The 16871-nt window shown below is 67.0% G+C and carries 13 protein-coding genes; 4 read left to right on the top strand and 9 right to left on the bottom strand.

Translation table 11 applies throughout. The annotated features are described in order from the left end of the window. Positions 1–82 precede the first annotated feature (82 nt). On the top strand, positions 83–2902 hold the full coding sequence (locus CYAGR_RS12585) for a valine--tRNA ligase (RefSeq protein WP_015110206.1): 2820 nt from the start codon (positions 83–85) through the stop codon (positions 2900–2902). Positions 2903–2965: 63 nt separating this feature from the next. Here CYAGR_RS12585 and CYAGR_RS17890 read toward each other — a convergent pair whose 3' ends face one another. Then, positions 2966–3151 (bottom strand): hypothetical protein, encoded by a 186-nt coding sequence (locus tag CYAGR_RS17890; protein ID WP_015110207.1) that lies wholly within the window; start codon positions 3149–3151, stop codon positions 2966–2968. Between the two features lie 514 nt (positions 3152–3665). On the opposite strand from CYAGR_RS17890, the gene CYAGR_RS18530 reads away from it, so the two are divergent. Next, entirely contained in the window at positions 3666–4427 is a 762-nt protein-coding gene (locus CYAGR_RS18530) for a DUF5672 family protein (RefSeq protein ID WP_156818476.1), read from the top strand. Positions 4428–4562: 135 nt separating this feature from the next. Here the strand turns inward: CYAGR_RS18530 and CYAGR_RS17405 are convergent, their stop codons facing one another. From CYAGR_RS17405 to CYAGR_RS12595, 4 genes are all read right to left on the bottom strand, one after another. Continuing rightward, the gene (locus CYAGR_RS17405) at positions 4563–4823 is read right to left on the bottom strand and encodes a DUF2442 domain-containing protein (RefSeq protein WP_015110209.1); all 261 of its coding nucleotides are present in this window, start codon (positions 4821–4823) and stop codon (positions 4563–4565) included. Positions 4824–4854: 31 nt separating this feature from the next. Further along, positions 4855–4977, bottom strand: a complete 123-nt coding sequence (locus CYAGR_RS19280) for a DUF4160 domain-containing protein (RefSeq protein WP_245552674.1) — start codon at positions 4975–4977, stop codon at positions 4855–4857. Positions 4978–6165: 1188 nt separating this feature from the next. After that, complete coding sequence (locus CYAGR_RS12590; protein ID WP_015110211.1) at positions 6166–7023, bottom strand: NAD(P)-dependent oxidoreductase; 858 nt, start codon at positions 7021–7023, stop codon at positions 6166–6168. A gap of 27 nt (positions 7024–7050) precedes the next feature. Further along, complete coding sequence (locus tag CYAGR_RS12595; RefSeq protein ID WP_015110212.1) at positions 7051–8601, bottom strand: jacalin-like lectin; 1551 nt, start codon at positions 8599–8601, stop codon at positions 7051–7053. Positions 8602–8652: 51 nt separating this feature from the next. On the opposite strand from CYAGR_RS12595, the gene CYAGR_RS12600 reads away from it, so the two are divergent. Then, positions 8653–9339: a TVP38/TMEM64 family protein gene (locus CYAGR_RS12600; RefSeq protein WP_015110213.1), complete on the top strand. Its 687-nt coding sequence runs from the start codon at positions 8653–8655 to the stop codon at positions 9337–9339. Further along, on the top strand, positions 9290–10189 hold the full coding sequence (locus CYAGR_RS12605) for a class I SAM-dependent methyltransferase (protein WP_015110214.1): 900 nt from the start codon (positions 9290–9292) through the stop codon (positions 10187–10189). The genes CYAGR_RS12600 and CYAGR_RS12605 overlap by 50 nt, the downstream gene beginning before the upstream one ends. Here the strand turns inward: CYAGR_RS12605 and CYAGR_RS12610 are convergent. The 4 genes from CYAGR_RS12610 to CYAGR_RS12625 all read right to left on the bottom strand — a co-directional run bounded on the left by CYAGR_RS12610 (position 10155) and on the right by CYAGR_RS12625 (position 16867). Beyond that, on the bottom strand, positions 10155–11324 hold the full coding sequence (locus CYAGR_RS12610) for an HlyD family secretion protein (protein ID WP_015110215.1): 1170 nt from the start codon (positions 11322–11324) through the stop codon (positions 10155–10157). The two genes, CYAGR_RS12605 and CYAGR_RS12610, sit on opposite strands and share 35 nt — an antisense overlap. Further along, a complete protein-coding gene (locus CYAGR_RS12615) occupies positions 11324–14293 on the bottom strand; it encodes an ABC transporter transmembrane domain-containing protein (RefSeq protein ID WP_015110216.1) in 2970 nt (989 codons plus the stop codon). Before CYAGR_RS12615 ends, CYAGR_RS12610 begins: the two co-directional genes overlap by 1 nt. Continuing rightward, the gene (locus CYAGR_RS12620) at positions 14290–15099 is read right to left on the bottom strand and encodes a peptidylprolyl isomerase (RefSeq protein ID WP_245552519.1); all 810 of its coding nucleotides are present in this window, start codon (positions 15097–15099) and stop codon (positions 14290–14292) included. The genes CYAGR_RS12615 and CYAGR_RS12620 overlap by 4 nt, the downstream gene beginning before the upstream one ends. Before the next feature lie 85 nt (positions 15100–15184). Further along, a complete protein-coding gene (locus CYAGR_RS12625) occupies positions 15185–16867 on the bottom strand; it encodes a glycosyltransferase (protein WP_245552520.1) in 1683 nt (560 codons plus the stop codon). Positions 16868–16871 lie beyond the last annotated feature (4 nt).

Here is a 16871-nt window from a genome sequence, read left to right on the forward strand (position 1 = left end):
CCGCTCCAAGGACTGGGGGGGAGCTGGAGGCAGGGTGAACCCGCCCTCTTTGCGAGCATGGGCAGATCTTCCCCCGCCTGCCGTGACCGAGGCCTCAGCCGCCCCCAGCCCCGACGGCGTCCTCCCCAAGACCTACGACCCGGCCGCCACCGAGGCGCGCTGGCAGGCGGCCTGGGAGGCGGCCGGCGCCTTCCACCCCGATCCCACGGCGCCCGGGGAACCGTTCAGCATCGTCATCCCGCCGCCGAACGTGACCGGCAGCCTGCACATGGGCCACGGCTTCGAGACGGCCCTGATCGACACGATCGTGCGCTTCCAGCGCCTGCAGGGGAAGAACGTGCTGTGTCTGCCCGGCACCGACCACGCCTCGATCGCGGTGCAGACACTGCTGGAGAAGCAGATCAAGGCCGAAGGCGGCAGCAAGGACGACCTGGGCCGCGACGCCTTCCTGGAGCGGGCCTGGGCCTGGAAGGGGGAGAGCGGCGGCACGATCGTGGGCCAGCTGCGGCGGCTGGGCTACTCGGTGGACTGGCTCCGGGAGCGCTTCACCCTCGATCCCGGCCTGAGCGCGGCGGTGGTGGAGGCCTTCGTGCGCCTGCACGAGCAGGGGCTGATCTACCGCGGCGAATACCTCGTCAACTGGTGCCCGGCCTCAGGATCGGCGGTGAGCGATCTGGAGGTGGAGATGAAGGAGCTCGACGGCCACCTCTGGCACTTCCGCTATCCGCTCAGCGGCGGCCCGGCCGCCGATGGCACCGACCATCTGGTGGTGGCCACCACCCGCCCCGAAACGTTGCTGGGCGACACCGGCGTGGCCGTGCACCCCACCGACCCCCGCTACGCCGCCCTGGTGGGGAAGACGATCACCCTGCCCCTGGTGGGACGGGAGATCCCGATCGTGGCGGATGAGCACGTGGACCCGGCCTTCGGAACGGGGTGCGTCAAGGTGACCCCCGCCCACGACCCCAACGACTTCGCCATTGGCAGCCGCCACGGCCTGCCCCTGATCACGGTGATGGCCAAGGACGGCAGCATGAACGCGGCGGCGGGCCGCTTCGCCGGCCTCGACCGCTTCGAGGCCCGCAAGGCGGTGGTGGCGGCGATGGAGGCCGAGGGGTTCCTGGTGAAGGTGGAGCCCCACCGCCACAGCGTGCCCTTCTCCGACCGGGGCAAGGTGCCGGTGGAGCCGCTGCTCTCCACCCAGTGGTTCGCACGTGCCGAGCCCCTCGCTGCCCGTTGCCGCGAGGCCCTCGACGGCGGCGCGCCCCGCTTCGTGCCGGAGCGCTGGGAGAAGGTCTACCGCGACTGGCTCACCGACATCCGCGACTGGTGCATCAGCCGCCAGCTCTGGTGGGGCCACCGCATCCCCGCCTGGTTCGTGGTCAGCGAGACCGGCGGCGTGATCACCGAGGCCACGCCCTACGTGGTGGCCCGGGATGCCGCGGAGGCCGCCGCCAAGGCGGAAGCGCAGTTTGGTGACGTGCAGCTGGAGCAGGACCCGGACGTGCTCGACACCTGGTTCTCCAGCGGCCTGTGGCCCTTCTCCACCCTGGGCTGGCCCGAGAGCGAGGCCGCCGATCTGGCCCGCTGGTACCCCACCAGCGTGCTGGTGACGGGCTTCGACATCATCTTCTTCTGGGTGGCCCGCATGACGATGCTGGCGGGCGCGATGCAGCCCCTCGGCGCCGGCAAGGCCTGGATGCCCTTCGCCGACGTGATGATCCACGGCCTGGTGCGGGACGAGAACAACCGCAAGATGAGCAAGAGCGCCGGCAACGGCATCGATCCGCTGCCGCTGATCGAGCGCTACGGCGCCGATGCCCTGCGCTTTGCCCTGGTGCGGGAGGTGGCCGGCGCCGGCCAGGACATCCGCCTCGACTACGACCGCAGCGATGGCAGCTCCGCCACGGTGGAGGCGGCGCGCAACTTCGCCAACAAGCTCTGGAACGCCACCCGTTTTGCCCTGATGAACCTGGGCGGTGAGACGCCCGCCAGCCTGGGTGCGCCGGACCCCGCGCACCTGCAGCTCGCCGACCGCTGGATCCTCTCGCGGCTGGAGCGGGTGAAGCGCGAGACGGCCGAGCGCTACGCCAGCTACGGCCTGGGGGAAGCCGCCAAGGGGCTCTACGAGTTCGCCTGGAACGAGGTCTGCGACTGGACGATCGAGTTGCTCAAACGCCGCCTCAACCCTCGGCCCGCCGCCGAAGGGGAGCCCCTCACCGCCGAGGTGCTGGCCGACCAGCGTGTGGCCCGGCAGGTGCTGGCCAAGGTGCTGGCGGAGCTGCTGGTGCTGCTGCATCCGCTGATGCCCCACCTGAGCGAGGAGCTCTGGCATGGGCTCACCGGCGCCCCCGAGGGCTCCTTCCTGGCCCTGCAGCCCTGGCCGGCGGCTAACAGTGCCGCCCTCGATGAAGGCCTGGAGGCTTCGTTCGCCGAGCTGATCGAGGCGATCCGGGTGGTGCGCAACCTGCGCGCCGTGGCGGGCCTCAAGCCCGCCCAGGGGGCGCCGGTGCTGTTCATCACCGGCCGCCAGGAGCTGGCGGCGGTGCTGCGGGAGGGCAGCCCCGACATCACCACCCTCACCAAGGCGGAGAGTGTGACCGTGCTGGATCCGGCGGCGGCGGCAGAGCGGCCCGCAGCCCGGGCCCTGGCCGCGGTGAGCGGCGAGCTGCAGGTGCTGCTGCCCCTGGAGGGCCTGGTCGACCTCGATGCCCTGCGCGCCCGTCTGGAGAAGGACATCGCCAAGGCCACAAAGGAGATCAGCGGCCTGGCCGGCCGCCTCGCCAATCCCAACTTCGCCGGCAAGGCGCCGCCGGAGGTGGTGGCCGAGTGCCAGACCAACCTGGCCGAAGCCGAGGCCCAGGCGGCGCTGGCGCGGCAGCGGCTGGCAGATCTGGGCTGAGGCCGGTTTTCCTCGCAGATCTCCACCAGCAGGCTGTCTTCGACGGCGGTTTCCCGGTGGGTGTCAACCGGCTCTACGACGTAAATGCCACCTGTGGCGATGGGAGGGAATCGTGAGGCCGGCGGGCAGCCGGTAGAGCCCCGATTCCACGTTGTGGTCCCCTTCCCACAGGCGGCAGGCCTGCATCGGGATCGCCCGGACATCGAGGGAGGTCCAGCACTGCTCTTCGGTAGGGAGGTAGCGGGTCATCGCAGGTGGATCGAGCGGGTCACTCACGAGGGGGGACTGAGGCTGTTGTCGGCGCCGTTGGCACCGGGCGAGCTGGCTCCATGGCTCCAGCCACAGCTCCATCAGGCCCTTCGGGAATTGGCGGAGCGGAACATGGCCGATGTGTCGCTTCCCCACTGGCGCCATCCGGGAAGCGGCACGTGAACCGCCATGTCCATGACCGTCCAGGAATCACCAGCGGAATCGCTTGCCTGCCAGGACAGCAATGGGATCGAGAGTCACGGTCAGGAGTAAGCAGCCGGGAATTATTCATTTCAGCCAGTCAACGCAACGTGGCGCCCCCAGGGGATTCGACGACATTCCCGTTGTGCTGGAAAAGTGGACATGCCGCTTCGTGTATCGTGATCAAATCTGCCCGATCCCCAGGTCAGCGGGACTGCGCCACATGGTGAATCGAGCCATCATCGTTGTTCCCGTCCATCGATCGCGCCCTACACCGAACGAACGGATTGGGCTCCGTCACCTCGGCAGGTTGATGGCTGAACGACCCATCCTTCTTGTTTCACCGCAGACGATCGAGACACATGCCTATAGGAGACTGCTGCCGAATGCCTGCGATCTCAAAGTGCCGCCTCGGTGGATGGAAAGCATCAGGGCTTACAACCGCATGATGATATCGCCCATGATCTATAACCACCGTCTCCTCCGCGGCTATAGTCATATGCTGCTTCATGAGCCTGATGCCGTCCTTCTGAAGGATGAGCTGGATCACTGGTCAACAGAACCATACGATTTCATCGGCTCCCCCTGGACGCGAGTGGATGCCGATGCTCTGGCCGGGGTTGCCCTTTGCCAAGGTGCCAACGGCGGGCTGTCGCTCACCAACCTTGCGGCGATGCGATGGGTGACGTCATCCTGGCTTCGCTGGCATTCATGGCGGCACGTCTTCGGAGACCTTTACTGCGGGCTGGTGGAGCGCAATCTGCCGAAGCTCAGAAGGGGCCTCGTTGCCGCCTATCCCGGGGGCCTGCTACGAGGAGCTTATCGCCTCTACAACACAGGATGGGACATCTTCTTCACTTCTCTTGTGCCTTCATTGTTGCCTGAATTCCGAGTGGCTCCCCCCAATGTCTGTGTGAGATTTGGCTGGGAAACCGGCACATACGCCTGCAAGCTTTACAACAACGGCGATCCACCGTTCGGCCTGCACGCCTGGACGAAATATGAACCCGCGCTGATGCTGGAATTGATGCAGTCCATGGGCGTTGACTGCAGCGGTTATGAGACTGCAAGTTGACGTCACGTATTGGCGCTGAACCTTTGACACAGACAGCTCCAGATGACGCTGGCCATCTTATGGCCCAGTGAGTATGTGCAACGAACGCGCCAGGGCGATGAAAATGATCAAGGGCGGATCAGGTGAATGGCTGCGTTAACTGCTCTGCGCCTTTGCCTGCGGAGATGGTGCTCCACGAAGAAGGCCCTCCACAATGAGGTCTTCGTCAATTTCCGGCCAGTGGATTCCAAAGCCAGCGGCAGCAATTTCCCAGTTGTCACGCTCCCGAGGAGTGGCATGCAGAAGGCGCGGGTACCAAGCTAAAGGCACAGAGATAGTGCGGCCGTCTGCAAGGTCGACAACCAGCTTGTCCTCCGTACAGGCAACATCTGTCACAGGCTCGCCAGAATTAGCCATGAAACTCCTCCCATGCTTTTAACAGGATAGATCAGTTCATGCTGACCAGCCGTTCAATGCCTAGGAGTTTCCTGGCCTTAAAGCCAAGACCAGAAGAAAGTGCGACTGGTGTGAGCCATACCTTGCAGGAGTCCCAATCTCGGTCAACGTGAATGTGGGGAGGTTCATTTGGCTCGTGACTGTAGAACTAGAATCCTGTACGGGCCTCTTCTGAGGATTGTCGGCATCCCAGATGGTCACCGCCAGATCAATGCTAGCCACCGCGGCCTTTCTGTAAAGCTAACGCTCAAGATCACCTGCCCGCAAGCATCGCATTGGTATAACTACTGAGACATCGGTGGCGGGTCAGGTGGATCTTGTTGTTGGGCTTCGCACGAATCGCAAGTCAATAAGAATTTAGACAGCTGGCCCTGAGGATCACTAACAATCACGTTGCGGGCCCGATCAAGAAGATCAAGTAGAATCCCAATCGAATCAAGCTTTTCAATTATTCTTTTTTGCTGCTCATCCAAGTACTCAATTAGCATTCTATAGCTATCAACTGATGTACTATCTAGCTCGGCCAGCCTGTGATGTATCAAGTTATTGCGATCTTTTACAAGTTCTAGCAGGGATTCTCGGAACTTCCGGGAGCCCTTGTCATCTCCGACTGAAAAGGAAAGTGAAATGTGAATGTCGTCTAGGTTCTCGGGAATGTCTTCCAGATTATCGTGTCCCTTTTCCAGTGAACTAACAATTTGCATCGTAAGATTCCCAAGGGTCTTCCTGTGATTCTCTCGAATTCTGCGTCGCTTCTTTCTCTTTAGGTCCTTAGGAGAACCAGATATACACAACGAGAGTAAGATCTTGAGGCCAGACTCGAGTCTTGCAAAGTTGACAACATTGCGACCAACCTTACGCAGTGCCTCGGAACGTATAGTCTCAATTTCAATCCTACCAGATTGGGCTGACTCATCTTGTTGCATTACTCCAATGCCCAACATGGATAAGCTGTCAATAGAAATGACATTATGGATGAGTGTATGGCTGTGGGTCTCTTCACTACACTGACGTTAATGCAAGGCAATGTTGGATTCAAGTGACAATGTAATCAGTCAACCACCGTAAGCCCAACGCTTATTGGATGGTTTCCGTGAACCACGGCCGAGCTGCGCTTCCCTTCCGAGAACCACCACGAGTCTTCGGGTGGGTGTCGGTTGACCATCTCCGCAGGGCAGTGTGTTTCACATCGGGTTGTCCACTATGACCAAGTGGTTCTCGGACCGGTGAACCACTTGTTCACTCTGATCCATCCGTCCGGTTCGGGTGCCGCTGGCAGGCCGAACCATCGTGGATCAAGCCGCTACATCCCCGCCGTCAGCCTGTGCAGCGCGCTGTAGTCCAGTTCATCCAGCCCCGCATCCGTCGCCCTCTCCAGCAGCGCCGCCAGCCCATCAAGTCCCTCCGTCTCCAGCCCCAGCCCGCGCGCCGTTTGCAGGAACAGCAGCAGGTCTTTGCGCAGGTGGCCGGTGGGGAAGTTGGGGTTGGCGTAGTCGTCGGCCAGTTCCTTGGCCAGCTTCTTGTCGAAGGTGGGGGCGTACAAGGCGCTGGCGTGCAGGATCGCCATGAAGGCCTCCACGTCCACCCCGGCCCGCTGCACCAGATGCAGGCTCAGGCTGAAGCTGTGGGTGAGGCTGGCGATCAGCTGATTGAGGGCCAGCTTGGTGCTGAGCGCCGCCCCCACCGGGCCCAGCAGCCGCGGTTCAGCGCCCAGGGCCGCCAGCACCGGCCGGGCCCGCTCCAGGGCCGCCGCGTTGCCGCCCACCATCAGTTGCAGCGTGCCGGCCAGGGCCTCCGGCCGGCTGCCCAGCACCGGCACCTCCAGCAGTTCGGCGCCCCGCTCCGCCAGCGCGGCGACCAGCTCCCAGCTCTCCTGCGGCGCGATCGTGGCCACCTGCAGCACCAGCCGGCCCGCCAGTGCCACACCGGCCTGCTCCAGCAGCACGGCCCGCGTGGTGGGGCCGTCGCTCAGCACCGTGATCACCACGTCTGAGGCGGCCACGGCCTCGGCCGGCGTGGCGGCCAGCGTCGCGCCCAGGGCCTGTAGCGGCGCGCAGCGCTGCGGGTGGCGGTTCCAGACCGTGAGCCGGTGCCCGCTGGCCAGCAGCCGCTCGCCGATGGCCGCCCCCAGCAGGCCGGTGCCCAGCAGGCTGATCTCCATCGGCGCGGCCCATCGGGGCCCGTCAACCTAACGGGGCTCTGACCCCGCCCCGTCCTCCTCCAGCGGCTGCCAGATCAGGGGCCCGAAGCGTGCCACCGCGGCCCGCAGGCCATCCAGTTCGCGGCCGCTGCGGCCGCTGAAGCCCAGCACCACCGCGTCCTCGGGCACCGTCCAGTCGACCGGGCGGTCGCCGGCATCGCCGCCGCCGCCGATGCGCTGGCCGTCGCTGCTGCTGAGGAACAGCCGGTCGACGCGGGTGCCACTGAGGCCTTCGATACGCCGGATCGTCACGCCCTCCGGCAGCTGCAGGACGCCCCGGTCGCCGCCGCCGCCGCCGCCATGGAGCTCCGGCTCGAGGGGATCGCCCTCGCCTGCATAGCGCAGCCGGATCTGATCCACCCGCGAGCCGGTGCGCAGGCCCACCTCCACCAGCCGCTGCCGCCGGCGGATCGCGTCGGCCCTCCCGGGGAAGGCGAAGGGGGCGCCGCCGTTGCCCCCCATCGGCAGCTCCTCGGTCAGGGTCACGTTCAGTTCGGGGCTGCCCGCCGCCAGGGATGGCAGCGCCGGGGCCTCCAGGGGGGTAGCGGCGGCGTCCCTGTAGGCGGCCCGGCAGGCGTCGATGGCGCGGCGATCGACGGCGGCGGCGGCGCGCCGGTCGGCCAGCAGCGGGTCCGGCGGCACGCCGTAGAGCCGGTACGTTTCCGCCACCCAGTCCATCTGGCGGATCAGTCCCACCACCTGCTCGCGACGCTCCAGCAGGCCGGCACCCGAGGCGTCGCCACTGAACAGCCGCCGGTTGGCGGCCACCGGCTCGAAGGCGGCGCCGATGGCCGGCACCGTCTCGTAGCCCCGGGTCCGCACCCCGATCAGCGCCGGCTGATCCAGCGGCAGGCGGGCGAAGTCGTGGGCGAAGGGGATCAGGGAGGCGGCGTCGGCCGGCGGCTGGGCCCTGGTGCCGATCACCTGCATCCGGAAGCCGAGGTTCACGGAGGCGCTGCGGGCGACCGCCGTCACGGTCTCCACCACGGTGGGGTTGAGGCTCAGGCCGCCGAGGCCCAGCTCGGCGCCGATTTGCCGCTCCACCAGCCGGGCCTGCTCCCGCGACTGGGCGTAGAAGGTGAACACCCCATGGCACTCGCCGCCCACCTCCGCCGCCGCCACGAAGCCATCGCCGTGCAGGGCCACGAAGGCCTCGAGCTCGGCGGCGCCGGCCGGCACCGCCACCCCCTCCAGCGGCCGGGTCTGGCCCGCCTCCAGCGCCACGCTCACCTGGCGGGCCCAGACCACCAGCGACAGGCTGAAGGCGGTGGTCTTCAGGGAGTCGCGGAACGACCGCTTGGCCCCCAGCAGGCTCAGGGGTCCCAGGCCGACCCCCAGGGAGGTGTCGTTGTGCAGAGAACGCACCAGCTCCTCGCTGCTGCGGCAGAGCTGCCAGCCCACCGTGCTGCCGCCGCCCGCCGCCAGCAACGTGCCGCCCACGGCCGCCTCGATGGGCTCGCCGGAGTCGGCGACGCTGTGGCGCCCCCGGAACAGGGCCCCCCGGGCGACCTGCTGCGCCAGCTCCGACGGGTCAGCCATGGCGACACAGTCAGCAGACCCAAGCGTAGGCAGGGTCGATACGGTGACCTGATGGACCCGCTCTGGCTGTCGGATCACCTGCTGCCCTGGCTCCGATCCCCGATGGGGGCCGTGGCCTTCGTGCCCCTGTACGCGCTCTGGGTCACCCTGCTGCTGCCGGGGGTCTGGGCCTCGATGCTGGCCGGGGTGCTCTACGGCCCCGTGGGGGGCAGCGTGCTGGTGTTCGCCGGGGCCTGCCTGGGGGCCCAGGCGGTGTTCCTGTTGGGCCGCAGCCGCTGGCGGGGCTGGGCCCGCCGCCGTCTGGCCGGAGCGCCGCGGCTGCAGGCGGTGGAGCGGGCGGTGTGCCGCCAGGGTCTGGTGCTGGTGCTGCTCACCCGCCTGTCGCCGGCCTTTCCCTTCAGCCTGCTGAACCTGGCCTACGGCCTCAGCGAGGTGAGCCAGCGGGACTACGCGATCGGCCTGATCGGCATCCTCCCCGGCACCGTGCTGTTCTGCGCCCTGGGGGCGGCGGCCGGGGATCCGCGCCGCTTTTCGGCGCTGCTGGCCGGCCCGGCCGATGGGGTCACCTGGGCCCTGCGGCTGGTGGGGGTGGCGGCCACCCTGGCGGCGGTGCTGCTGGTGGGCCGCCAGGTGCGTCTGGCCCTGGAGGAACGCGGGGTAGCCTCCCACGTTGCGATGCAGGCCAGCGATGGTGACGGCCGAGACTCCCCCACGCCCCACCACCGGCGCCTGCCCTAACTGCGGCGGCGAACGCCTCACCCCGGTGCGGCGGGTGCGGGTGAGCAAGGCCCGGGTGGCGGCTGACCTCGCCCACTGCACCAGCTGCGACTTCCTCTTCCTGGCCGATCCCACCTGGCTGGATGTGGCCTATGAGGAGTCCTTCTACGGCGACACGGGCTATGTCGACCGCAACCTGCACGCCTCGCGTCTGCTGCGGCTGCTGCTGGTGATCGGCCGGCTGGGCCGCTTCGGTGCCAGCGAGCCGGGTTGCGACCTGGGTACCGGCCTGGGCATGCTGCCGCGGCTGCTGCGCGACCACGGCTTCGATTTCCACGGCACCGACGCCTATGCGGCCATGGAGCTGATCCGCCCCTTCTGCGGCCCCCCCGGCGATGGGGCGATCGGCTGCAAGACCGCCTTTGAGGTGATCGAGCATGTGCCCTGCACCCCCGAATTCCTGCGCCGTGAGGTGGGGGCCACACCCCTGTTCGTCTTCTCCACCCTGATGCGCCCGGTGGGGGAGATCCCCGGGCCGGACTGGTGGTATTACGCCTTCGGCAACGGCCAGCACATCAGCTTCCACAGCCGCCGCAGCTTCGAAGTGGCCATGGGGCGGGCGGGGATGGATCCGGCCTGGCTGGTCTGCATCGACGGCCCCGTGCACGCCCGGGCCCTGCATCTGATCGCCCCTTCGGCCCGCTGGCGGCGGGCCTTCCGGGTGGCTGGCGCTCTGGTGAACCGGGGCCTCGACGGCCTGCTGCTGCCGTGGCTGGAGCCCCTGGTGGGGTTGCGGCCGCGCATCATCCCGGACCACTACGTGGCCATGGAGCGGCTCAGATCTGCCGCAGAGCGTCCGCCTTGTCCTTGAAGTCGCTGAGCAGCAACTGCAGGTAGGTCACCTTGCGCAGCTTGACGTTGGCGGTGAGGGACATGCCCACCTGCAGCGGCAGCACCTTGCCGCTCTTGAGCTTCAGCTGCTGGGAATTGAGCCGGATGTCCACCGGAAAGCGGTAGAAGTTGTTCATCTGATCCGGCGGCAGGGCATCGGAGCCGATCCGCCGCACGGTGCCCTGCAGCACGCCGAAATCGGTGGCCGGGAACGAATCGATACTGATGTCGGCGGCCTTGCCCACCGAGACGAAACCGATCTCCCGGCTGGGCACCTCCACCCGCGCCTCCAGCTTGTCGAAGGGCACCACCTTCATCACCGGTTCGCTGGTCTGGGCGACGAAGCCACGGGAGCGGGGCTTGAGCTCGAACACCACCCCCGCCTCGGGGGCCGTGATCGCCTGGTAGCGGATGTTGACGTTGAGCTCGGTGAGCTTGCTGCGCAGATCGGCCAGCTCGCTCTGGATCTCGCGGACGCCCTGCTGCAGGATCGCCTGCTGGCGCAGCCGGTCGACCCGGGTTTCCTCCAGCTTGCCCTGCACCTCCTGCACCTTGTTGCGCTGGGAGAGGTACTGGAGTTCGGCGGTGGCGCCCTCCTTGTTGAGGGTCTCGAGGCGGCCGAGGACGTCCTTCTCCAGGATCAGGCTCTGGCGCAGCACCCGCTGCTCGGTGTCGTTGAACTGCAGGTAGCGGTCGAGCTCCACCTGCTTGAGCCGCAGCTGCTGCTCTTTGTACCGGATCGTCTGCAGAAGGCTGCGGCGGCGGTCGAGGGTGGCCTCGGTGTCGAGACGCAGCAGCACCTGGCCCTTCTCCACCCGCTCGCCCTCCTTCACCATCACCTCGTCCACCACGCCGCCGACCGGCATCTGGATGTCCTTGACCACCCCCAGGGGTTCGAGCTTGCCCGGGGCGGTGACGATCTCCTCGGTCTGGGCGAACGCCAGCCAGCCGAGGCCGAACAGGGTGACCCCCATCAGGGTCCAGGTGATCGAGCGGGCCCAGAAGCGGGACTGCTGCAGCACCACGTCGTCGCTGTCGGTGTGGATGCTGCGCTCGAGGCCGTTCTGGGCGCGGCGCAGGAGGCCGGCCGGGGTGGGCAGGGGGGGACGTGCCATCAGCCCGCCTCCTGCTGGCGATACAGCGCGAAATAGCGTCCCTTCAGGGCCATCAGTTCCTCATGGGTGCCGGTCTCGACGATGGCGCCCTGGTGCATCATCACGATCAGGTCGGCGCGGCGGATGGTGGACAGGCGGTGGGTGATGAAGAACACGGTGCTCTGGCTCATCGCCTCGCGCAGGTTGTCGCACACCTGGCGCTCGGTGTCGTAGTCGAGGGCGCTGGTGGCCTCGTCCATCACCAGCAGCTGGGGCTGGCTCAGCAGGGTGCGGGCGATGGCGATGCGCTGGCGCTGGCCGCCGGAGAGGGAGGCGCCCCGCTCCCCCAGCTGGGTGCTGTAGCCGGCGGAGAGCTCCATGATGAAGTCATGGGCGCCGGCGATGCGGGCGGCCTCGACGATGGCGTCGCTGGGGGCCTCCGGGTTGGTGAGGGCGATGTTCTCGCTGATGGTGCCGGAGAAGAGCAGGGGATCCTGGGGCACGATGCCCACCTGGCGACGCAGGGAATACAGCTCCACCTTGTCGATGTCGTAGCCGTCCACGAGGATGCGGCCCTTCGTGGGGGCATAGAGCCGCGGCAGCAGCTTCATCAGGGTGCTCTTGCCGCTGCCGCTCTGGCCCACGATCCCGGTGAAGGTGCCGGGCGGAACGTGCAGGCTGACGTTGCTGAGCACCTCCGGACCGCCGGGGTTGAAGCGGAAGCTGAGGTTCTCGAACACCACATCGCCCTTCACCGGCGGCAATGGGATGTGGCCGCGGTCGGCTTCGCTCGATTCCTCCGGGGTGTCGACCACGTCGGCCAGGCGCTCGAACGAGACCCGCAGCTCCTGGATGTTCTGCCAGATGGAGGAGAGCCGCAGCAGGGGCTGGGTGACGTAGCCGCTGATGATCCGGAAGGCGATCAGCTGGCCCAGGGTCAGCTCCCCCTTGAGCACCAGGGTGGCCCCCACCCAGAGCACCAGCAGCTGGGAGAGCTTCTGGAGCACCGAGCTGGTCTCGTTGAGGAAGGTGCCGGTGATCGTCTTCTCGAAGGTGCGGGAGATGTATTTGGCGTAGAGCTCCTGCCATTTCCAGCGGCTCACCATCTCCACGTTCTGGGCCTTCACCGTCTGGATGCCGGTGAGCACCTCCACCAGGTGGCTCTGGGTGCGGGCGTTCTCCTCGGCCGCCTGGCGGTACTGGCGCCGGAACAGGGGGGCCCCCAGCAGGGTGAGCCCCACCTGGATCGGCAGCACCGCCAGGGCGATCAGGGTCAGCAGCCAGCTGTAGATCGCCATCACGATGATGTAGATCACCGAGAAGGCGGCATCCAGCAGCGTGATCAGGGCCTGGCCCGTGAGGAAGTTGCGGATCTTCTCCAGCTCGGCGATGCGGGTGCCCAGCTCGCCGACAGGGCGCTTGTCGAAGTAGCCGAGGGGCAGCCGCAGCAGGTGGTCGATCACCTCGGCACCGAGGCGCAGGTCGATGCGGTTGGTGGTGTCGGTGAACAGGAAGGTGCGCAGCGAGCCGATCACCCCCTCCATCAGGGTGACCACCACAAGGGCCATGCCCAGGATCTGCAGCGTGTCGAGGCTGCGCTGGGAGATCACCTTGTCGATGATCACCTGGATCAGCAGGGGGTTGGCCAGGCTGAACAGCTGGACCACGAAGGAGGCCAGCAGCACCTGGAGCAACATGCCCCGGTAGCGCTTCAGGGCCGGCCAGAACCAGCCCGGACCGAAAGTCTGCTCCGGGGTGTCGATGCTGCGCTCCAGCAGCAGCAGCTCCAGCCCCTCCGGGTACTGCTCGGCGATCTGGGCGGGGCTCAGCTGCACCCAGCCCTCCGCCGGCGAGGCCAGCCGCAGGCCGGCGGCGTTGCTGGCGGTGGCGATGGCGAAGCCCTCCTTCCACGGCACCAGGCAGGGGGTGATCAGCCGGGTGGCGGAGGCCGTGGGAACCTTGGCGCCGGTGACCAGCAGGCCGAGCATGGCGGCGATCTGGCCGCAGAGCTGCAGATCCGGAGGCTGGCCGCGGCGCATCTTGTCGCGCAGGATCTTGTCCACCGCATCGCGGCGGTAGGGCAGTTCCAGCAGCTTGCCCAGCATCTGGAAGCAGGCCAGCGTCTCCTCCAGCGGACCATTGCCCCGCACCAGGGTGAGGCCCCGGTCACTGCGGTCCTGGCCCAGATCGAGGCTGCTGATCTGGAGGCTGCCGGCCGGGCCGGCTTCGGACGCCAGCGGGCCGGCAGCGCCCGCGATGGCACCGGTGGCGCCGCTGGAGGCGGTGTCGGCGGCCCGGTCTCCGGAGGCGGGGGCCGGCTCGGCGAGGGCCACCAGGCGCAGCGGCAGGGGGGGACGGGGCTGGGGCAGGGGCTCCGCCGGGTTGAGCAGCGAGCCGATCGCCAGGCCGGGAACATTGGCGCTGGCCAGCACCAGTTCCTCCCCCTCGGACAGGGCGATGGCCCCGTCGGCGGCCGGCGCCACCGCCCGTGCCAGCGGGCGCAGGCGTTCGAGCTTCTCCCGCCACAGGGCTGGATCGAAGCGGCCCGCCGCGGCCCCCTCCCGCTGCAGCAGCAGCTGATGCAGCTCTGCCGTCCAGAGGTGGTGGCCACACCACCGGCGCAGGCCGTCTTCGGCCAGAAGCAGCTCGAGGATCACCGAATCGGGGATCGCCGTCGCCAGCAGGTCGGAGGCGGCACTCACCGGCTCGATGCCTTCCGCCCGCAGCAGCGACACCAGACCCACGACAGCGCCGGGTCCGAGCCGCTCCAGGGTGAAGGGCCGGCCGTCCCGTTCCGCCAGCAGGCGGGCCTCCCCCTCGAGGATCACCAGCACCCGGTCGCCGATGCTGCCGGCGTTGCTCAGCTCCTCGCCGACGCGGAAACGGCACGGCCGGGCCTCCGCCAGCAGGCGCTCCCGGCCGGCGGCGGAGAGGCCGTCGAAGGGGGGGAGGGTGAGCCAGTCGGTGCGGCCCGGGACGGTGGAGGTCATCGCCCCTGCCCCGGACACAGCTGCAGGGCCACCTCCTGATCCACCCACTCGTCGAACAGCTCCCGCGCCATCCGCCTCTGCATGGTGTCGTCGAAGCTGGCGGAGCGCAGCGTCTCCAGCCGCACCACCAGCCACCAGCGGTCGATGCGCAAGGGTGGGTGCAGCTGGCCCGGGCGGCTGGTGCGCAGCAGTTCGGCCAGGGAGGGATGGGCCTGCAGCAGCGGCACCGGACCCACCACCCCCCGAGTGGAGCGCTCGGGCCCCTTGGCGTAGGTGGCCGCCAGTTCGGCGAAATCGGCTTCCCCCTCGGCGATGCGCAGGTAGAGCTCCCGGGCCAGGGCCCCGTCCTCCACCCGGAGCAGGCTGTAGATCACCTGGTCGAGCTGGTTCTTGCGCGACAGATAACGCTGCTCGGCCCGGTGCAGGAAATGCTCCTGGCAGTGGCGCTCGATCCTGGCCGGCAGCTCCGCCTGCCAGAGCACATCGGCCTCCGACAGCTCATGGCGCTGCAGGTGGGCCCGCAGGTCGTCGGCGGAGCGGATGCCGTGGCTGGCCCCCCACTCCTGCTGGGCCTTCTGCCGCTCCTCCTCCGTCAGGGTCACCGCGGCCACCGCCGTGGCGATCACCGACTGTCGCAGCAGGGGTAACAGCAGCTGGTGGCGGGCCAGCTGGCGGCGCAGCTCCCCGGGGATCTCGGGCAGCGGTTCCGCCGGCACCACCAGCGGTGGTCCGGAGGGTCGCGCGGGCGGATCGAGGCTGATGTCGTGGTCCAAGGAAAGGGCGACGGCCACAGGATCGGCATGCACGGGAGCATTCTGGGGGGCCAACGTCGATTCGGCCGGTATCGGAGGCAGCGCGGCCGCTTCGCCCGGAGGCCGGGCGGCCGGGGATTCAGGAGCGGCGCAGGATCGGCGCGGCCCGCACGACGCTGCCGAGGAACAGGAGCAGGGCGTCGACGCTGCCGACCCGTTTCAGTTTCTGGAACCAGGCATTCTCCCCGTAGATCAGCTGGATCAGGGCGGCTTCCGTCTGGAGGGCGGGCATCTGGAAGGTGAGGCCCAGCAGTGGACGCTGCCGGCCGCGGGTGACCCGCATCAACCGGACCGGAAACTCCAGCTGGTACTGGGGGACGCGCAGCACGCCGCTACGCTCGCCGTTCCGCGGGCCAGGGGCGCTGAGTCTGAGGCTGGCGCCCTGCTCGGAAACATCGTGGGTGACACCCCAGTACTGCTTCCCATCCATCTCCAGGCAGGCCACCAGTTCGAGAGGGAATCGGTCGGCCTGGCGGCGGATGGGTCTGTCGATGCAGGCAAGCAGGCAGATGAACATCAACAGGGCGTTGTAGAGGTTCCAGCCGATCATCAGGCTCTCCCCCTCGAACACTGGCCGGAACCAGCGGATGTCGAGCAATGGCAGGCCGAAGTTCATCACCAGCCCGCCCACGAAGACGCACAGGTAGGCGATGAAGGGCCAGGCGAAACGTAGATCCAGGGTCTGGCTGGGGTGGTGGACATCCTTATTGGTGACGAGACTTCCCATCGACCGGAAGGGTCGGAGGAGGATCTGGGAGAGCCTCCTGAGGGCGGGAAAGCAGAACAGGGACTCGTAGACTTCGTTCCAGAAGTGAAAATAGTGACCGTTTGTCTGCCAGGAGGGGAGGAAATACAGCAGCAGAATGAATGGCAGGCCATAGGCCAGATATTCCATGGCAGGAGCGGCGATCAGCGTGAAGCCGATCAGCATCGACAGCAGGGGAAACAGAATGTATACAGCGCGGAACAGGGGTGTCCAGACACTGAGAAAGAGGTGGAGGTAAAAGACTTTCTGCCAGAAATCAAGGCTTGTCCAGATGGGCAGTTCCCGGGGGGATGTGAACACCTGGAAATTTCCCTGCATCCAGCGCAGCCGCTGCTCGAGATAGTCGTGGAAGGTGCGAGGCACCTCCCCCAGGCTCAGCACCTCATCCAGATACACCATGCGCCAGCCACGGGTGAGCAGTCGGGTGCCGGTCTGGTTGTCCTCAATGATGCAGTGTGTGACGTAACCACCGATGGCTTCCAGTGCCGATCGCCTGGCCAGGTACGAAGTGCCGCAGCAGACCACCGCATTGAAGCGGTCACGAATCACCTGAACGTAATGGAAGAAGTAATCCATATCGTCAGGAACAAGGATTTCAAGACCTAGATTGCGATTGTGAAAGTCGGCATTGAAGTAATGCTGCGGTGTCTGTACGAGGGCGACCTTGGCGTCCTTGAAAAAACCGACCGTTCGATCCAGGAACCGGCTGAAGGGGATGAAATCACAATCGAACACGGCAATCAGGTCACCGTGGGTGTGGGCAAGTGCGTAGTTCAGGTTGCCTGCCTTTCGGTGCAGGTTGTCAGGCCTGCTCAGATACCCCACGCCGAGTTCGTGCGCCAGGTCGGCGATGCTGCGGCGATGGCCATCGTCAAGGATGTAGATTTTCTTGTTCGGGTACTGAATATTGCTGCAGGCAAGAACGCATCGGCGCACCATCCGGTCGGACTCGTTGTAGGTCGGGATCCAGATGTCCACGCTGGGCTGATGCTCCATCGTC

Origin of the sequence: Cyanobium gracile PCC 6307, assembly GCF_000316515.1 — a bacterium.
Lineage (GTDB): Bacteria > Cyanobacteriota > Cyanobacteriia > PCC-6307 > Cyanobiaceae > Cyanobium > Cyanobium gracile.

Bases quoted from the DNA above. Each gene is read 5' to 3' on its own strand.
- CYAGR_RS17890 (WP_015110207.1), bottom strand. From the start codon at position 3,151: ATGACCCGCTACCTCCCTACCGAAGAGCAGTGCTGGACCTCCCTCGAT.
- CYAGR_RS12600 (WP_015110213.1), top strand. From the start codon at position 8,653: ATGGACCCGCTCTGGCTGTCGGATCACCTGCTGCCCTGGCTCCGATCC.
- CYAGR_RS12625 (WP_245552520.1), bottom strand. From the start codon at position 16,867: ATGGAGCATCAGCCCAGCGTGGACATCTGGATCCCGACCTACAACGAG.
- CYAGR_RS17405 (WP_015110209.1), bottom strand. From the start codon at position 4,823: ATGGCTAATTCTGGCGAGCCTGTGACAGATGTTGCCTGTACGGAGGAC.
- CYAGR_RS12590 (WP_015110211.1), bottom strand. From the start codon at position 7,023: ATGGAGATCAGCCTGCTGGGCACCGGCCTGCTGGGGGCGGCCATCGGC.
- CYAGR_RS12595 (WP_015110212.1), bottom strand. From the start codon at position 8,601: ATGGCTGACCCGTCGGAGCTGGCGCAGCAGGTCGCCCGGGGGGCCCTG.
- CYAGR_RS12605 (WP_015110214.1), top strand. From the start codon at position 9,290: ATGGTGACGGCCGAGACTCCCCCACGCCCCACCACCGGCGCCTGCCCT.
- CYAGR_RS12615 (WP_015110216.1), bottom strand. From the start codon at position 14,293: ATGACCTCCACCGTCCCGGGCCGCACCGACTGGCTCACCCTCCCCCCC.
- CYAGR_RS12610 (WP_015110215.1), bottom strand. From the start codon at position 11,324: ATGGCACGTCCCCCCCTGCCCACCCCGGCCGGCCTCCTGCGCCGCGCC.
- CYAGR_RS18530 (WP_156818476.1), top strand. From the start codon at position 3,666: ATGGCTGAACGACCCATCCTTCTTGTTTCACCGCAGACGATCGAGACA.